Below are 16351 nucleotides of genomic sequence, written 5' to 3'. Positions count from 1 at the left end.
CTTAATTGATTAGTTCGCTCTAGATCAAAAACAATTGACAAAAATCGCTAAATGCCTTTCTATATAAGTGTTCCATCCCTTATAACCCCCGTCCATTGCATAACAATTACCGAAGAGCCGATAAAAATTTTGCAAGGAATGAAAAATTCAAGCAATTTATCACTCTTATAATTCCTGACTCAGGAAATACAAAAACAGCCCAAACAACCAAGATCACCATCGGAAAATCTGAACTGGAAAATAAACACCATGAAATTAGAAGACATCATTCAACAAAACCTCGTTAAACCCATTGATTCCTTAGCAGGAGACTCCGAACTTTGCCGAGAAGTTCAGACCCGTTTGCAAGTTCTCGGATTGCTTCCTGCTAATGGTGTTGATGGCATTTATGGACCCCAAACAAAACAAGCCTTTGAGCAATTCAAACAAAAAATCAAAGAAGGCGAATTGGATACCTTGGGAGCATCTTCGGCGAAATTTTTACTAGAACTTAAAGAATTACCAGGGGGTAATAATTTGATCTCCAAAGCTCAAGCCGAATCCATCTACGGTAATGTCATTAGCGATGGACAATTAGCAGACCTCAATTCTTGCTTAAATCGCTTTGACATTAACACTCACCCCCGAATGTGTCATTTCTTAAGCCAAACTGCCCATGAAAGTGGAGGCTTGAAATGGATGAAAGAACTCGGTAGCGGTGAGGAGTATAACGGACGGAAAGACCTGGGAAATATTTATCCAGGAGATGGTCCCAAATATAAGGGAGCAGGCGTTATTCAACTAACGGGACGCAGTAACTATCAAGCTTTTGCGAATTATATTCATGATCCGAAAGTGATGGATGGAGTTGACTATGTTAGTACCACCTATCCTTTTACCAGTGGCGGTTTTTGGTGGCATAACAATAACATGAATGCTCTTTGTGATCGCGGTGCAACGGTGGAAGAAATCACCCGACGAGTCAATGGTGGTCTTAACGGACTAGCTGATCGTCAGGCTTACTACGAAAAAGCGATCAAAGTTTTTCCTGTTTAGCAATGCTTGTCCTACATTTTCCGCCAATAGCTGTTCTGGTGCTAATTTTTACACCTCTAATGATGGGGTAAATTGGGGTCAACTTAATCAAGTTAAAAAGAGCGGTCATCCCTTTTTTGTGAAATTTGTGTTGTGACAATTACCTAGATTTGTCTAAGATACGACAAATCAATTCACAATTGGAGAAAATTTCAATGCCTACTTACGATCAACAACAAACGCTTTTCTGTCTTTCCATGTTCGCTCATATCAGTAATAGCGAGAAAGTTATTACAGATTTAGCCAATCCTGCGGTTCAAGGAAAAATTGGTCAATGGACAATTCTTTGGGGTCCTGTTATTTATTATCATGATCCTAAAAATCAGAACTGGGATAATATTATGTATGTGGCAAAGGGAGAAAATGCCGAAACCAATAACCCTCAATATGTAGTGGCGATCGCTGCTACGAATCCGAAATCAGTTTTTGACTGGTTACAGGAGGATGCTGCTACCCATAACATGGTTTCCTGGTCAACGCAATTCCCCGAACGCGGAAAAATTTCGGAAGGAACAAACACCGGAATTACTATTCTGCAAAACCTGAAAGATACCTCTAACCGCTCCCTGTTAGAATTTTTGACCCAGGAAATTCCCAGCCAATCTGATCAACCTATTGAAATCATTACCACCGGCCATAGTTTAGGCGGAGCATTATCTCCAGTAATGGCATTATGGCTGTACGAAAATCAAGCAACCTGGAACCATACTGGTAAACAAATCACCGTCAATACCCAATTTTCTGCGGGAGCAACCCCAGGGGATCAAACCTTCTCTGATTACTACGGAAATACGCAGCCAGGTCTCAATCAAAGCAGCCGCCTCTGGAATAGTTTGGATATTGTTCCCCATGCTTGGAATATTGAGCAATTACAGCAGATTCCTACCCTGTATCAATCTTGTAATATTCCTAAATCTTCGAGAATTGCACTATTAGTTAATAGTCAAATTCAAAAAGTGAAAAACTGTAATTATCTGGCGTTAAATCCCAGCACTTTTGCCATGAAAGGTAAATGTGGCGTTTTTTCTCAACCGCAAACAACTCCCCTGAAGCAATTTCTGCAAGAAGCCTATTTTCAGCACATTCAAGCTTATTTCAATCTTCTGGAAATTGACTGGCCGCTGACGGAAAATGTGGCTGATTCTCTCACGCTAACAGAGCAAGATTTAGATGATATTGCCACTAAGTTAAGCTAATTATTCTATCGCTAAACAGTCGGCAGTGGGAATCGGCACGACTGTAAATGGGGAGGAACAGAAAGGGAAAATAATTAAATTATTTACTTCTCTGACCTCTCAAGTAATTATCTTTAACTGTAACTCAATTAACGACTTTAAAAAGTCAACAATACTCATCTTCATCAAGGAGAAAATTATTATGGGTGCTGGATTTCACATACAAATTGTCAACGCTACGCCATATAACATCAATCAAGTAAAATCCCACAGTTACCAGATGGAGTGGGATCCATCTTCTCAGATTAGTCCTAATTCCTTTACTCAATTTTATGCTGAGTTTAAAGAAACAGTAGGTCATGACAGTATAGATGATGCGGGTGATGTTGAATATACCCTTGAGGGGGTAAGTAACTTTAACTTTACAATTAGTGCTAAAAAGAGTGGAGTTAACGGACTATCAACGCCTGTCCCCTCAGAAGCAGGTTATGGGGTTTTAGTTGAATGGCAAAATATTCCCAATGGTCTTTTTGTTTATCCTACTCCAGATACTACTAATACATCTGCTGTAGGATGGATTCATGATGGAGTAGTAACGATCGCCCTTGGTTATTTCCCTGGTAATACCCAAAGCCAAATTAGTCCTTATCCAACCCCTAATTATGGCAGTGGCGGATTAGCAGATGATCAAAGTGTGTTACGTCCTTCCGTATTACACTGGGCTAATAATTGGATGGAATTATTTGCCCCTTGTATTCAAAACCTTTGTCTCAATGAGTTAACCCTGCCAGGCACTCACGATGCCTCAACTTATTGCGCTGGTAGTATTAGCCAATCATGGGTACAAACTCAATACCAAAACATCAATCAGCAACTTAGTCAAGGTATTCGCGCCCTTGATCTCAGATTAATGCTTAGTAGTGGCTCAGGGGATAATCAATTTGTTATGTGTCACGGGAGTTTTGCTCTCCCCCTGACTTTAGTAGATTTTCTCAATCAAGTAACGCAATTTTTAGCTGATAATCCCCAAGAATTTGTTATTCTTGACTTACATGATTTTGAGGGAAATTGGACAAGCCAAACCTATCAAGATTTATCTAATCTGATTATCAACACTATTGGACAGGATAAATTAATTCCGCCCTCTGGTATTTCTCAACCCTTAAAAGACCTTTGGCAAACTACTGGCCGAGTTGTAGTTGGCTCTCTCGAATTTCCTGATAGTATGTCTGATTGGTTAGCACAAAATACACCCTTTTGGAGCAGTTCTATTAAACAATATTGGTGTGGTACAAGTGTAACTCTTTGGTCAGACGTGCAGAGTTATTTACAACAACAAATTGACGCTATCAACCAACCTAATAATTTTCTCTGGTCATTAATGGCTCAGTATAATTATGAAGGTGCTTATGGAGTACCAGCTAATGTGCCTAAAGAACTCTCTAGCTTTTTCGCTGGTTTAAATGGCATCAAATCTAACATTATTGCCACTGATTGGTGGAATCGTGTCAATACTAGCACCGGACAACTAGAAACCACTGTCAATAATTTTTCTGCTCTCATTAATGGAGTCCCTTTAAACATTTTAAAAGGGTATCGACGGGCAAATAACTTACCCCTATGGTAACTGCCATTAGATAGGCGATCGCCCCTAATTGAGCCTAGTTATCCTAAATCTCTGATACAGTCGGCAGTGGGAATCGGCACGACTCTAAATGGGGAGGGAAAGAAAGGGAAAATAATTAAATTATTTACTTCTGACCTCTTAAGTAATTCCCTTTAATTTCAACTCAAAAGGAGATAATCATGTCTTTTCCCTACACTCAATGTATTTCGGCAATCACTATTCCTGCTGGTGAATATAAGAACTATACTTTTGTCGTCGCTGCTTACCAAAGTGGGATCTCGGTTGGGCAATTTTCACCGAATCCAACCCCACCAAGTTATACTTTAGGGGGGGTGAGTAATCTTGATAATAATGGTGCCAGTACCACTGCTATTGAGTTTCTGCTTGATTACAGCAACACTGACTATTCACCACCTTACTATTTTGTGTACGGATCTGAAGACGAGAATATTTGGCTTAATAGCATTAATCCCGCTACTGGAGGCAGCCACTTCACAAGTAGTAATGTCACGACTCAGATCGCTTCGGAAAAACAACCCGATGCGCCAATTGCCAGACTTTTCTATTATTTCCCCGAAAGCCTTCTTTACGTGGCAGCGTCTAATGGCAACCTCTACTGGTATTCAGTCACTTGGTCTTCTGACGGCAAGCCGAGCTTGTCTTATGTGGGTTCAAACACATCTTATAACGGAGATGGAGATTATGAACCGTCTGGAGCGCCCATATCTCTGACCTTTTTCCCTGCGAACACGCTAACTAATTACGATTGTCTGTTACTCGGCGGTGTGAAAGAAGCTACGTGGGTTATGTTCAATGCTCAGAACCCATCTTCAACTCCTCACCTTTTCAGTTGTCCCACCGGGGCATTTGAAGGTACTGCAATTGCAACTGGTATTTGTAAAGGACCAGAGGGCATTTACTGGTCAACCGGATACAGTTTAAACTATATGGACTATGGGAACTATGGCTCCTTGAACTCTGTTATTTGGACAGTACCCAGTGACCAGGCCATTTTATCTTTGGCCTACTCACCAAACGCCGGTAATGCAGATCCGGGATATTATCCAAAGGGAGCAATCTTTATTGCCACGGCTCCGCCCGTCCCCTCTAATTCCTCTATGGGCAGTATCTGGGTTGTTGATGTCAGTAGTAACACGGTAGGCAATGCCGCCCAACAGGATGCAACCATCTCAGGGTCCCCTTGGGCGATCATTGCTGATGCCAATCTGAATTATATGTGTGCAACTGGTTCATGTGGTGTTTTCCTAAGTACCTTGGCAGCTTATAATCCAGAATCAAATATTCCTGAGAATGGAATGTTAGTACCAAATCAGGTGACTAGCGGTGTTGGGCATACCTGGATCAGTGATCTTGTTTCCGCCGCCGCGTTGGTTTTTGGCGTGGTGACAGAGGATCCCGTTGCTGTCGGTTGGGCAGTTGCAGGTATTGATGCTGAGGCAATCGATTCCCAAACGGGTTATTAAGCGAATAGGACGCTATAGTACCAGTTGGTTGGTGTGAGAAAAAAAAACAAACTTTCCTCAACCAACCTAACAGGCTTTTTCATCAACAAAACTTAATCAAATCTTCAAGGAGGTCATCAATCTATGGTTCTATACCGATGCCAAGAAACTTATATTATCACCGTCAAAAATGAGGATGGCTCTTTGTTTTGGAATTTTAATAACTTTCCCTGCGATTTTGTTGGAGACAGACAGGGTGAAGCTTATATTGGAACCATTTCTTTTAAGTTTAAACCCTACAATATACCTCTGGTGTTTGCCAATGCTAGATTGTTTTCTGTCTTGGGTTTTGATGATCCCTCTTGGGTGGGAAGTGCCTTAGATATTCGTCTCTGCTTTGCGGATAAGAATGGGATGCAGTCTATTACTTTAATCCCCAATAAAACGGCAGGTTTTGATGTAATTGAAGACAGCGAACGTTGTAACATCCTTCGTCATGTCTATAATAGTCGTTCCTATTTTGAAATTCTGTTAGGTAGTACACAAGAAAAGGCGGATACAGATACCATTTGGCTACATACTATGAATGTCTATCAAGACTAACCATTACAGCGGATTCGCTAACTATGTGGCACGGCCAAATCCTGACATTAGACCTCTTGTAAAAGTAGGTTCGTAGTTATCTCGTGTTATCTCGTTCCCAGGTTCTACCTGGGAACAAGAAAGTAGGGGGGCATTCTACGGGGACAATGGGGCAAATAATGCTATTAGCGTGGGTTTTCCTGGGAAAGTAAATGTTTGGTTAGACTTGGAAGGAATTAGTTCTGAAGTTTCAGCCGAAGCGGTAATTCAATACTGCACCAATTGGTATAATGCTATCGCAGGAGCGGGTTATTTACCCGGGTTATATGTGGGGGCTAATTCAATTTTGAATAGTCAGCAACTTTATGATTTGCCTTTTCAACATTATTGGCACTCAGAAAGTACCGTTCCCCCAGGGGCGGTTCGCAGTTATAAAATGGTGCAATATTACGTTGCTGAACCGGTTAATGGCATTGGCATTGACCAAGATATTACCTATATTGATAACGACGGCGGTGTGCCTCAATGGTTAATCTTAAGCTAAGTTTAATCTTTGGATAATTGATTTAACGGTTGAAAATGTGTATATTGGTATTGTGTTCCATTGCAGTTAAGTTTTAATCCAACAGGAACTAATTTATCACTACCCTTAATTCAACCTGATTGGGTAAAAGTATTAGTCCCTATTGACTTTTCGTTTTGACAATTTCTTTGGTAAGGTATCAACACTTATGTGTACGAATTTTGCTTTATATTCAACGGGAGCTAACACCCCCTACCGGATTACCGCTCGCACGATGGATTTCGCCGCGGATTTAATGACCCAACTCAAAGTTATTCCCCGTGGTAAATCCTTTCCTGAGCTAGTGTTAACACCTCTCACCAATCCCGTTAAATGGACTAATCAATACGGTTATGTCGGGATGGAATGCGGCCCAGAAGGAGTCAAACAAATTACCGATGGTTTGAATGAAGTGGGTGTGTCCGTCGGTTTATTATGGTTAGCCGATAGTCAATATCCCACCGCAGAATCAGCCAAAAATCCCACCATTTATAATATTTGTTTAGGAGATTGGATTTTAGGGAATTTTGCCAGTGTTGCGGACTTAAAATCTGCCCTACAAAATGTCACAGTTATTAACATTAAAGAGCGTGTTCCCGTGCGTTTTGTGTTACATTATGTTGTGAGCGACAACACTGGGGCTAATTTAGTTATTGAGTTTACCAATGGGCAAATGCAGACCTATGAACCGGCTAATGGCGTAATGACCAATGCTCCCCCCTATCCCTATCACTTAGACAATTTAAGTAATTATGTCAATTTGAGCCTGACGAATAACGCCCAAGTTTGGTGGGGACAGGAAATTAATGGCAGTGGTTGCTTGGGAATGCCTGGGGATTATACGGCTCCTTCTCGTTTTATTAAGGCGACCATGTTACAGCAATCTACGCAAAACTATACCCCAGAAAATCAGGAGCAAGCAATCGGTTTGGCCCTGCGAATTTTACAAAACTTTGCTACTCCCAAAGGCTCAGTAGTGGAAGTCAATGGGGGCAAATTAGATTATACTCAGTGGGGGGTTGTGCGAGATCACAAAAATTTGGTTTATCACTTCTTTACCCAGTTTAATAACAATACTTTTGCTATTGATCTGAGTAAGATTAATTTTCAAACGGTTAAACCCAATGGTATCTCGATTGAACAATCGAATTGGATGACCGACATTACAGCGAATCTGAAAGATTGATTGATAATGTATCTCGTTCCCCAGTTTTACTACAGCCTTTCTCAGATAGATGAGGTACAATAGCAACAGTGTGTGAACCAATTAGGAAGGTCTTTTTCCGAGACTTGCTTAAAAGCCTCTTCCAAACTAATCAAAACGCTGAAAAAATTAACAACAGGAGAAACAACGATGACTGGTACTAATTCCACTAGCCCAAATTATGTAATCGTCACCGATCAATATTGGGATGGTTTGGCTGATAATCCCCTTGGTGCCACGGAAATTCGCGTCGAAAATGGGAATATCACTGCGATCGCTACAACAGTTGATCACAGCAACGCTCAAATTATTGAACTAAAAGGACACACCGTTACCCCTGGTTTCATTGATTGTCATGTTCATATCACCTTCTGTGAAGGGGATCCTACAATTCCAGAAAATCCTTATATGGTGACAGTGCCATTAATGACCCTTTATAGCTTAAATACCCTGAAAATACTGTTAATGAACGGTTTTACTACTGTAAGGGAAGTGGGTTGTCCCGATCCAGAATTTATTACCGTCGATCTCAAAAAAGCGATCGCCAATGGCTGGATTATTGGACCAGATCTATTGGTAGCACCTCACCTGATTTCAGCCCAAGGAGGACATGGTGATTTTACCTCTTTAGTTGCTTTTCAGTTCAGACCAGAAAAATTTGAAGTAGCAGACGGAACAGCAGAAATTATCCGCATAGTACGGGAAGAAATTCGCTCAGGAGCAGATTGGATTAAATTCTGTGCCACAGGGGGTTTTAGCTCTCCTACGGATGATCCGAGTCAAACCACCTATTCCCAAGAGGAGATGAATATTCTGGTTAGTACCGCCAAAGATTTCGGTATTTCTGCTTGTCCTCACGCTTATGGAGGGGAAGGGGTTCAACGTGCTGTTAATGCGGGGGTACGTTCCATTGAACATGGTAATCTTGCCAGTTCCGAGACTTTGCAATTGATGGAGCAGAAGGGAGTTTATCTGGTACCAACTCAATACACTGTTTTAGAAAAAGCTCGCAATGCCAATAATCCTGAATATTGGCAAAATCGTTCTCCTTGGCAACACGCTAAATATCAAAAATATGCCTCTCAACTGATTGCTTGTGCTGATAATTTAGCTAAAAGTAACGTTAAGATTGCTTTTGGTACTGATGCGGGAACTTTTCCTCATATAGATAACTGGAAAGAGTTTCCAGCGATGGTTCAAAATGGTATTACTCCTTTACGCGCTTTAAAAGCAGCAACTACTGTAGCGGCTGAATTATTAATGCAGCCGAATATTGGTGCGTTAGCGGTGGGGAAATTTGCTGATATTATCGCTATGCCGGGTAATCCTTTTGAGGATATTAATGTTACTGGTAAAGTTGATTTTGTGATGAAACGGGGAGTCATCTATAAACAACCATCGGGAGGACAAGTATAATGGTTTTGTCATCAAATCTCTGGAAGACACCAGTAACACTGCTGACGGGTTTTTTAGGTGCGGGTAAAACTACTTTACTTAACTCCATTCTTAAGGGTAAAAGTGATCGCCGTTTCGGCATACTGGTCAATGATTTTGGTAGTCTTAATATTGATCAGATGTTAATTAAAAATAGAGACGATGATCTAATCACTCTTGAGGGAGGTTGTGTTTGTTGTAGTTTACAAAATAATCTGGTTAATTCCCTTCCCAAAATCCTATCTCTCCGTCCAGATCAGATCTTAATTGAAGCCAGTGGAATTGCTAACCCTTATACCCTGTTACAAACCCTAAAGCGTCCAGTTTTAAGTAGAATAATTCGCTTGGAAAGCATTATTACCCTAGTTGATGCGACCTATCTACCCGAAATTTGTGAACCATCTGGAAAAATTAACTATCAAGATTTGCTAATTGATCAAATTTCGGCTGCTGATATTGTGGTTCTCAATAAAATTGATTTGATTGATGAAAAAGCACAAATTAATGCTAGTCAAATTATCCAAAAAATAGCACCTTGGGTGCGTTTGTTAAAAGGGAGTTATGGGGATGTTTCCCTAGATTTATTATTAGGATTTAGGGACTCATTTCCCGTTCGTTCTGTATCTAGTCAATTAAAATCTAATCACTCTGATAACTTTCATACTTGGAGTTATGAAAGTGTTCGCCCTTTTCAGTTATTAACCCTGGGAAAAATATTAGGGAAATTACCCGTAACTGTATTGCGAGCCAAGGGTATTTTATCTACTGTTGAACATCCCAATAGAAGAGTAATTTTGCAACAAGTGGGGCCGAGAATTACCTTAGAAATAGGCGAAGAATGGGGTAATAATCCACCCTTTACCCAATTGGTATTAATTAGCACGGAGGCAATCAATACAAATATATTACAGCAGCAATTAGATAGCTGTTTAAGAGTAGAGGATTTTGAGGTAAATTCAAAAACTCAAACCAAAGATAATTTTATTTTAAGTAACGAAATGTAACGAATATATCACAATTATCCAGGGTCAAACGTTTTACTAATGTGACAACGAGAAAGTGGCTAGAAAGTTATCAAAAAACTGGGTTTAAAACCTCCTCCTTCTAGGGGGACTTGATGTTAGAATTTTAGTAATCTAGAAAACCCGCCCTATCCTAGAGAAAGTCCTGCAACGGGTTGACCCTGAGCGTAGCCGAAGGGTCAACGTCGAGTAAGGGGAAGCTGGAGAGATAGCCTTTTCATTCTATTAATCAATCTAAAAAGTCCCAAAAAATATGATAACTTCCACTCCAGTTAAAAAAAATGACGATGTTAACGCCTTAAATGCGGATATCAGGGAAATTTTATTAGAGGTTTTGCCGATAATTTCTCCTGAATTACAACTAGAAATCGCTAACTTAGTTCAACAGATTCATCATCTGAATTATTTGATTTATAAAAAAAGTAATAGCTGGAAAATTGGTTGGTTTATTTTTAACAATGATCCAACTAAATTGATTTTGTTATTAGAGGAAATTAAATATATATTGCTCATGGCAAAAACTAATAAAGTCGGAGTTGATGCTATTCGAGAATTCAGAATTAATCTAGAAAAGGAAATTAATCATAGTCGCTATTTTTTATGGGGACATATTTTAAATGGATTTAGTTCTATCTATTCTACAAGATCAGTCCCATTCAAAATATTTTTAGGTTTATCTATGACAACTTTTTTATCTATGATTGCCCTCAAATTTTCTGCTCAAGAAATTTACATATTTGATGATAATTTACACCAGAAACACTCTCAAGAGGAGGCACTTATTTCAAAACCATTACCTCAAGCAAACTCCCCAGTACCCATTCCTTCTAGTAGTTATTCAGAACAGTTAAAATCATCGAGTGATACGATAAATCCTAATCGGCATATATTTTATGGTTTAGTTTATGCGGCAACAGCAGGAGTGTTGGGAAGTGTTGCGAGTATTTTACTCAGAATTATCGACTTTACAGACAAAAAATATGACGACCCCCTCATTCCTCTTTTTATTGGTTTGTTTAGACCCTTAATTGGTCTAATTTTCGGTATTTTTATCTTTAGTTTAATTAGCTCAGATACGTTGATTAAAATTGATTTTATGATTACCCAGGATAAAAATTCTTCTAGTTTAATAACAAACAAAGCCCGTCAGGATTTATTTATCTTTTCCTGTGCTTTTTTAGTGGGATTTAGTGAAAGATTTGCCTCAGATTTACTTAAAAAAACTGAATCTGGATTAATTGAAAAATAATTTTATTGGCTAAATTATACGGACCTTTGCGGATTCAAGACATACAATAACAGCAGTGGTCAAAGGGATTTATTTTCAGTTAGGAAAAGATGGGGGGCAATCTGTTTAGAGTGGGTTCCTGCATAATACTCTTTCACTAGCTTTTTTAATTCTTGTTTGGCCGAGTTAAGCAGGTCCGGTTCTCTGTATTTACTTTTATTTTGTTTTTGGCCGAGACTATTTAAATTATACGCCTTTTCAACCGCTGCTAAATCTCCCAGAAACCAAGATTCTAATTCATGGCAAATAATCCGAATTAAGACTTGAGCATCACTGGCATTTTGACAAATTTCCCCTAGTTCCTTTTTGAGTTTTTGACAATCGTGGGAATCCTGATCATGGACAATAATAAATTTGGTATTAGGACTAGATTTATTGAAAGCTTTGAGTTTTCTAGGAATAGATTTGGCTAGGTCTTGTTTGCCTTGATGACTAATACATATATAGCTTATTTCTGGGGGAATAAGTTTAGGCAAAAGTTGGTTTAACACATTTTTTATAGATGACTCTTCTAACAAAAATACGATATCATAGTTCATTAGGGTTCTACTCCTTTAAACCAGCCTTGATTCCAAAGATAGCCGGGTAAATCGCCTTCCGCTACTAAGTTTTTGAGGATTTCGTTATCAGCAGCCCTATGGATTTGGGTGATACCTTGGGATTTAATTAGCCAGAAAATACTAGCTAGTGGAACCGCATTGATAAAATCGGGGGAGTGGCTAGAAACAAATACCTGACCCCCCCGATCGCTATAGTGGGCGAATTCTTCGGCTAGTTCTTTTAATAAAGTAGGATAAAGTTGGTTTTCTGGTTCTTCGACACAGAGTAGGGGATGAGGATTGGGATCGAATAGTAATATTAAATAAGCGAACATTTTCATAGTCCCGTCAGAAACATAGCGATCGATAAAAGGGTCTTTAAAGGCCTGATCTTGAAAACGTAAAATCAAGCGACCGTCTTCGGTTTCTTTGGCTTCCACAGAGGAAATACCCGGAACTCGTTGTTTCATTTTTTCGAGAATTTGCTGAAAAATTTTGGGATATTGTTGATAAATATATTGAGCAACTGTAGCTATATTGTCGCCAGTAGGGGATAAGTGTTCAGCATAAGATATTTCTTTACTTCCTCTAGCTTCGCTAATATGAAAGTCAGAAACGTGCCAATTTTCAATCAGAGAACGAAAGGCTGTAGCGGCTTTAAAACGTTGAAATTGTCCTAATCCTTTGATTGCTAGTATATCGTTAGATTCTAGCTGTTGTTCTTCTCGATCGAGTTCTTTATCCGGTTTACTAAAATCTTCTTCGTTGGTGATAGCATATCCTTGACCAAGTTGAAAATCTAAAAAATGAAAAGGTTTACCGTGTTCAACCCGTTTATAGCGAAGTATTTCGCGTTTGATAACGGGGCGATTATTGTTTTGTCCAATTATGATTTGATAAGTAACCAGACGTTCTGTATCTAAGATTTTCATGGGAAATTGCAGATCGATTTCAATATCTTCCTGTTCTTGACCTCTAGTGATAATTTCTCTATAACCGCCGCGAATTTGTAAAGCTTGGCGAATGTTGTTTTTAAGGGCATCTCGCAGAAACCCAAAAATATCAAATAGAGTAGATTTTCCTGTGCCGTTAGCTCCAATAATCACGCAAAAAGGGGGAATATCTCTTATGTGTATATTTTTAAACATACGATAGTTTTTTATTTTAATAGAAACAATTTTCATGATATAATCGAGCCGTTATAGTTTTTTTGATTATACGATTGATCGGGTGAAGATAATTGATCAATTAGTCAAAAAAGCCAGAGATTAGGCTCTCTTGGACATGGGGGGATAAATCAACTAGAAACTAGAGAGGCAAGCTCAACAATGACAGAATCCCGTCTGAGCGTCACCAGACTCAACACAAGTTGGACAAAATAGCGTAAATTGTCTATAAATTTGTTCAACGACTTCAATTAGTACAAATGTTTGACTGTATTATCATCGGTGCGGGACCAGCAGGAGCGACGGCGGGTTATCATCTAGCTAAAAAGGGGCGATCGATCCTGATCCTCGATAAAGCGAAATTACCCCGTTATAAACCCTGTGGTGGTGGGGTATCCCCGGCAATTAAGCAGTGGTTTGATTTTGATTTTACCCCCGTGATCGAGAATACCGTCACGCAAGTGGAGTTTACTTGGAAACAGGGGGATGCCGCCACCACTAAGTTAAATATGCTAGAACCGATGTGGATGGTACAAAGGGATCGTTTCGATGATTTTTTAGGTCAACAGGCGATCGCAGTCGGGGCAACCATCCAAGATAACAGCGAAGTTACCCAGATCAAATTCCTTCAAGATCACTGGCAAGTTACCACATCCCAAGGAACATTTTCAGGTAAATATCTGATTGCTGCCGATGGTGTTAAGGGTAATACCAGTCGCTGGTTGGGATTACCGGCGAAAAACCAAGCGATCGGGGCTACTCTGGAAATTACTAACGCAGAAGCGACTATTCCACCCCAAAAAGCTTTTTTTGATTTTGGTTCCCTAAAAAATGGTTATATCTGGGCTTTTCCCAAGTCTAATGGTTACACAATTAGCGGTGGTTGTTTTAAGGGCAGCATCAAATCCGAGGAGCTGAAAAAACAACTGTTAAATTATGCCCGTCAAAAGGGCTGGAATTTAGAGGATTATCGCTATAGTGAGTATGCTTTAGCCCTTTGGAACGGAAATAAACCGCTACACGCCCAAAATGCCCTAATTACAGGAGAAGCGGCGGGTATTCTCGATCCTCTCATCGGTGAGGGTATCCGTCCGGCAATTTTGACGGGAGTTAAGGCAGCCGAGGCGATCGATCGAGCTTTAGCCGGGGATAATCAGGCTTTAGCGGGCTATAGTCGGATAATTCGGGAAGAATGGGGGGAAGATATGGCTTTAGCGGCCAAATTAGCCGGTTTATTCTATCAATTTACCCAAATCGCCTACAATATCGCCGTTAAACGCCCGATCGCCGGTCAACTGATGGGACGTATTCTCGTGGGAGATTTAAAATACCGGGATGTTACGGAACAAGCGATGCAACAATTGAAAAAGCTTTTACTGCCCGGATTCGGTTGGTGATAACACCTCGCGCACCAGGGTGGGGGTGACTCGATCGCTAATGGTGACTTGGCCGATCGCCGTTGGTAAAATAAATCTAACTTGGCCATCTTTAACTTTTTTATCGGCAGTGAGAGCATTTACCATCTCATCGGCATTTAAAGGCGGCATACGGGTTTCTAAGGCGGCTTTTTCGATTAAATCGGTTTGACGTTGATTTTCCCCGGCGGTCCACATTCCCAGTTTAACTGCGATCGCTCCTGCCGCCACCATCCCCAGGGCCACCGCTTCCCCGTGGTTAACGCTAGTATATCCCGTTAAACTTTCAATGCCGTGGGCGATCGTGTGACCATAGTTTAAGATCGCCCGCAAACCCGCTTCTTTTTCGTCTTTGCTTACCACATCTGCTTTAGCTTGGCAAGACTTTGTAATAATTGTTTGCAATAGCTCGCCATCGATCTGAGAAAAACTAGCTAAATTGTCCGAGTCTTCTAACTGTTGAAATAACTCAGCATCCCAAATTACACCGTATTTAATCACTTCTGCCATTCCTGCCCGAAATTCTCGCACGGGTAGGGTTTTAAGCACGTCAGGATCGATCAGAACTAATTTCGGTTGATAAAACGCCCCGATCAGATTTTTGCCCTGGGGATGATTAACACCAGTTTTACCCCCGATGGAAGCATCTACCATGGCTAACAGGGTGGTGGGAACTTGGACAAAATTAACGCCCCGTAACCATGTGGCTGCCGCAAATCCCGTCATATCCCCGATTACACCACCACCGAGGGCAACCATAGTCGAGGAACGTTCCAGCCGGTGAGCGAGGGCGCTATCATAAACTTGGGCGATCGCATCGAGGGTTTTATAATTTTCGCCGGCGGGGATCAGATGAGTAAAAACGACAAATCCCGCTTTTTCGAGGGAATTAACGGCTATCTGCCCGTAATAGTCAAAAATTTCGGGATTAGAAACCAATAAAACCTTTTTACCTAAGTTTAACCGGCTCATTTCTCCACCGAGATTAGCTAAACTGCCCTTCTCGATCAGAATATTATAGGAGCGATCGGGTAAATTAACGGGAATACAAATAGCCATAGGGTGTGGGGTGATGTTTCAGTGATCAGTGATCAGTAAACAGTAAACAGTAAACAGTAATCAGTAAACAGTGATCAGTAAACAGTGAAAAGACAGTGGGAAACTGCCATTTAATGCTGCTCACTTAATACATACTGCTCACTGAAAACTTAAATCTGATAACTGATAACTGATAACTGATAACTGAGTCGGTTATGGGCGCAGCTTAGTCAACTCTAACAGCAGACGAGAGGATAAAAAACAGATAAAGCTCTCTCCCAGAAAGAGACTTAATTGCCCACTGTCAGCGATCAAGTCTGTGGATAATTGTAGGGGAACTAGGCCGCGGACTAGGGCAAAAGCTGCTACTGTACCATCTTTGAGATGGGGATTATCATCGTTACGGACGACATAACGATAGGTGACACCGAAGAGAAATCCGCTAATTATCGCCCCGGATATCTTGACAAAAGCGCCAATTAATGTGATCGATTCCCCTAACAATAGTCGCTCAACAGTTAAAAATAGCAGATAGGGAACCAGGAAAGCCAGAGCCGAGATACTCCCCACCTGTATGGATTCGATTCTTTCCTTGAGCGTAATTTGCACGATCGCCTCTCTAAAACGGAGTCACTGATGGAGTATTATCGAAAATTTGGGTTGAAAACCTCGCCCTTTAGGGCGACTTTATGTTAGCATTAAATTGAGTCGTTGACTTTGGGAACGCAGGAAACAAGCGACACTCCGTAATCCCTAAATCTC

At 40.5% G+C, this 16351-nt stretch carries 15 protein-coding genes; 11 read left to right on the top strand and 4 right to left on the bottom strand.

Translation table 11 applies throughout. The features are described from left to right. Nucleotides 1-249 precede the first annotated feature (249 nt). The 10 genes from EWV68_RS01490 to EWV68_RS01445 all read left to right on the top strand — a co-directional run bounded on the left by EWV68_RS01490 (nucleotide 250) and on the right by EWV68_RS01445 (nucleotide 11392). Nucleotides 250-1035, top strand: a complete 786-nt coding sequence (locus tag EWV68_RS01490; protein WP_061430142.1) for a hypothetical protein — start codon at nucleotides 250-252, stop codon at nucleotides 1033-1035. A gap of 194 nt (nucleotides 1036-1229) precedes the next feature. After that, nucleotides 1230-2270 carry a lipase family protein gene (locus EWV68_RS01485; RefSeq protein WP_287168581.1) on the top strand — a complete coding sequence of 347 codons (1041 nt, stop codon included), beginning with the start codon at nucleotides 1230-1232 and terminating at the stop codon, nucleotides 2268-2270. Nucleotides 2271-2451: 181 nt separating this feature from the next. Beyond that, the gene (locus EWV68_RS01480; protein WP_149977230.1) at nucleotides 2452-3876 is read left to right on the top strand and encodes a phosphatidylinositol-specific phospholipase C domain-containing protein; all 1425 of its coding nucleotides are present in this window, start codon (nucleotides 2452-2454) and stop codon (nucleotides 3874-3876) included. Nucleotides 3877-4055: 179 nt separating this feature from the next. Next, the gene (locus tag EWV68_RS01475; RefSeq protein WP_002801574.1) at nucleotides 4056-5360 is read left to right on the top strand and encodes a hypothetical protein; all 1305 of its coding nucleotides are present in this window, start codon (nucleotides 4056-4058) and stop codon (nucleotides 5358-5360) included. 123 nt (nucleotides 5361-5483) lie between these two features. Next, nucleotides 5484-5942, top strand: coding sequence for a hypothetical protein (locus EWV68_RS01470; protein ID WP_287168580.1), 459 nt, complete (start codon nucleotides 5484-5486; stop codon nucleotides 5940-5942). 88 nt (nucleotides 5943-6030) lie between these two features. Next, nucleotides 6031-6465 (top strand): glycoside hydrolase domain-containing protein, encoded by a 435-nt coding sequence (locus EWV68_RS01465; protein ID WP_223211111.1) that lies wholly within the window; start codon nucleotides 6031-6033, stop codon nucleotides 6463-6465. A gap of 187 nt (nucleotides 6466-6652) precedes the next feature. Then, a complete protein-coding gene (locus EWV68_RS01460) occupies nucleotides 6653-7669 on the top strand; it encodes a linear amide C-N hydrolase (protein WP_061430149.1) in 1017 nt (338 codons plus the stop codon). A gap of 168 nt (nucleotides 7670-7837) precedes the next feature. After that, entirely contained in the window at nucleotides 7838-9103 is a 1266-nt protein-coding gene (locus EWV68_RS01455) for a metal-dependent hydrolase family protein (RefSeq protein WP_287168578.1), read from the top strand. Then, the gene (locus EWV68_RS01450; RefSeq protein WP_061430151.1) at nucleotides 9103-10125 is read left to right on the top strand and encodes a CobW family GTP-binding protein; all 1023 of its coding nucleotides are present in this window, start codon (nucleotides 9103-9105) and stop codon (nucleotides 10123-10125) included. The genes EWV68_RS01455 and EWV68_RS01450 overlap by 1 nt, the downstream gene beginning before the upstream one ends. 271 nt (nucleotides 10126-10396) lie before the next feature. After that, the gene (locus EWV68_RS01445) at nucleotides 10397-11392 is read left to right on the top strand and encodes a hypothetical protein (RefSeq protein ID WP_061430152.1); all 996 of its coding nucleotides are present in this window, start codon (nucleotides 10397-10399) and stop codon (nucleotides 11390-11392) included. 59 nt (nucleotides 11393-11451) lie between these two features. Here EWV68_RS01445 and EWV68_RS01440 read toward each other — a convergent pair whose 3' ends face one another. Together EWV68_RS01440 and EWV68_RS01435 are read right to left on the bottom strand one after the other, a co-directional pair. Then, nucleotides 11452-11970 (bottom strand): DUF4276 family protein, encoded by a 519-nt coding sequence (locus EWV68_RS01440; RefSeq protein ID WP_061430153.1) that lies wholly within the window; start codon nucleotides 11968-11970, stop codon nucleotides 11452-11454. Continuing rightward, entirely contained in the window at nucleotides 11970-13154 is a 1185-nt protein-coding gene (locus EWV68_RS01435) for an AAA family ATPase (protein WP_287237648.1), read from the bottom strand. Before EWV68_RS01435 ends, EWV68_RS01440 begins: the two co-directional genes overlap by 1 nt. Nucleotides 13155-13396: 242 nt before the next feature. On the opposite strand from EWV68_RS01435, the gene EWV68_RS01430 reads away from it, so the two are divergent. After that, nucleotides 13397-14533, top strand: coding sequence for a geranylgeranyl reductase family protein (locus EWV68_RS01430; RefSeq protein WP_287168576.1), 1137 nt, complete (start codon nucleotides 13397-13399; stop codon nucleotides 14531-14533). Here EWV68_RS01430 and aroB read toward each other — a convergent pair. Both aroB and EWV68_RS01420 read right to left on the bottom strand, forming a co-directional pair. Then, entirely contained in the window at nucleotides 14510-15610 is a 1101-nt protein-coding gene (gene aroB / locus EWV68_RS01425; RefSeq protein ID WP_002799145.1) for a 3-dehydroquinate synthase, read from the bottom strand. The genes EWV68_RS01430 and aroB overlap by 24 nt on opposite strands. Before the next feature lie 192 nt (nucleotides 15611-15802). Next, complete coding sequence (locus EWV68_RS01420; RefSeq protein WP_012265709.1) at nucleotides 15803-16198, bottom strand: hypothetical protein; 396 nt, start codon at nucleotides 16196-16198, stop codon at nucleotides 15803-15805. Nucleotides 16199-16351 lie beyond the last annotated feature (153 nt).

Source organism: Microcystis sp. M_QC_C_20170808_M9Col, from assembly GCF_007095495.1.
GTDB classification, from domain to species: Bacteria; Cyanobacteriota; Cyanobacteriia; order Cyanobacteriales; family Microcystaceae; genus Microcystis; species Microcystis aeruginosa.
Note: the sequence above shows the minus strand (reverse complement) of the source record. Positions and strands in the feature narration are given on the sequence as shown.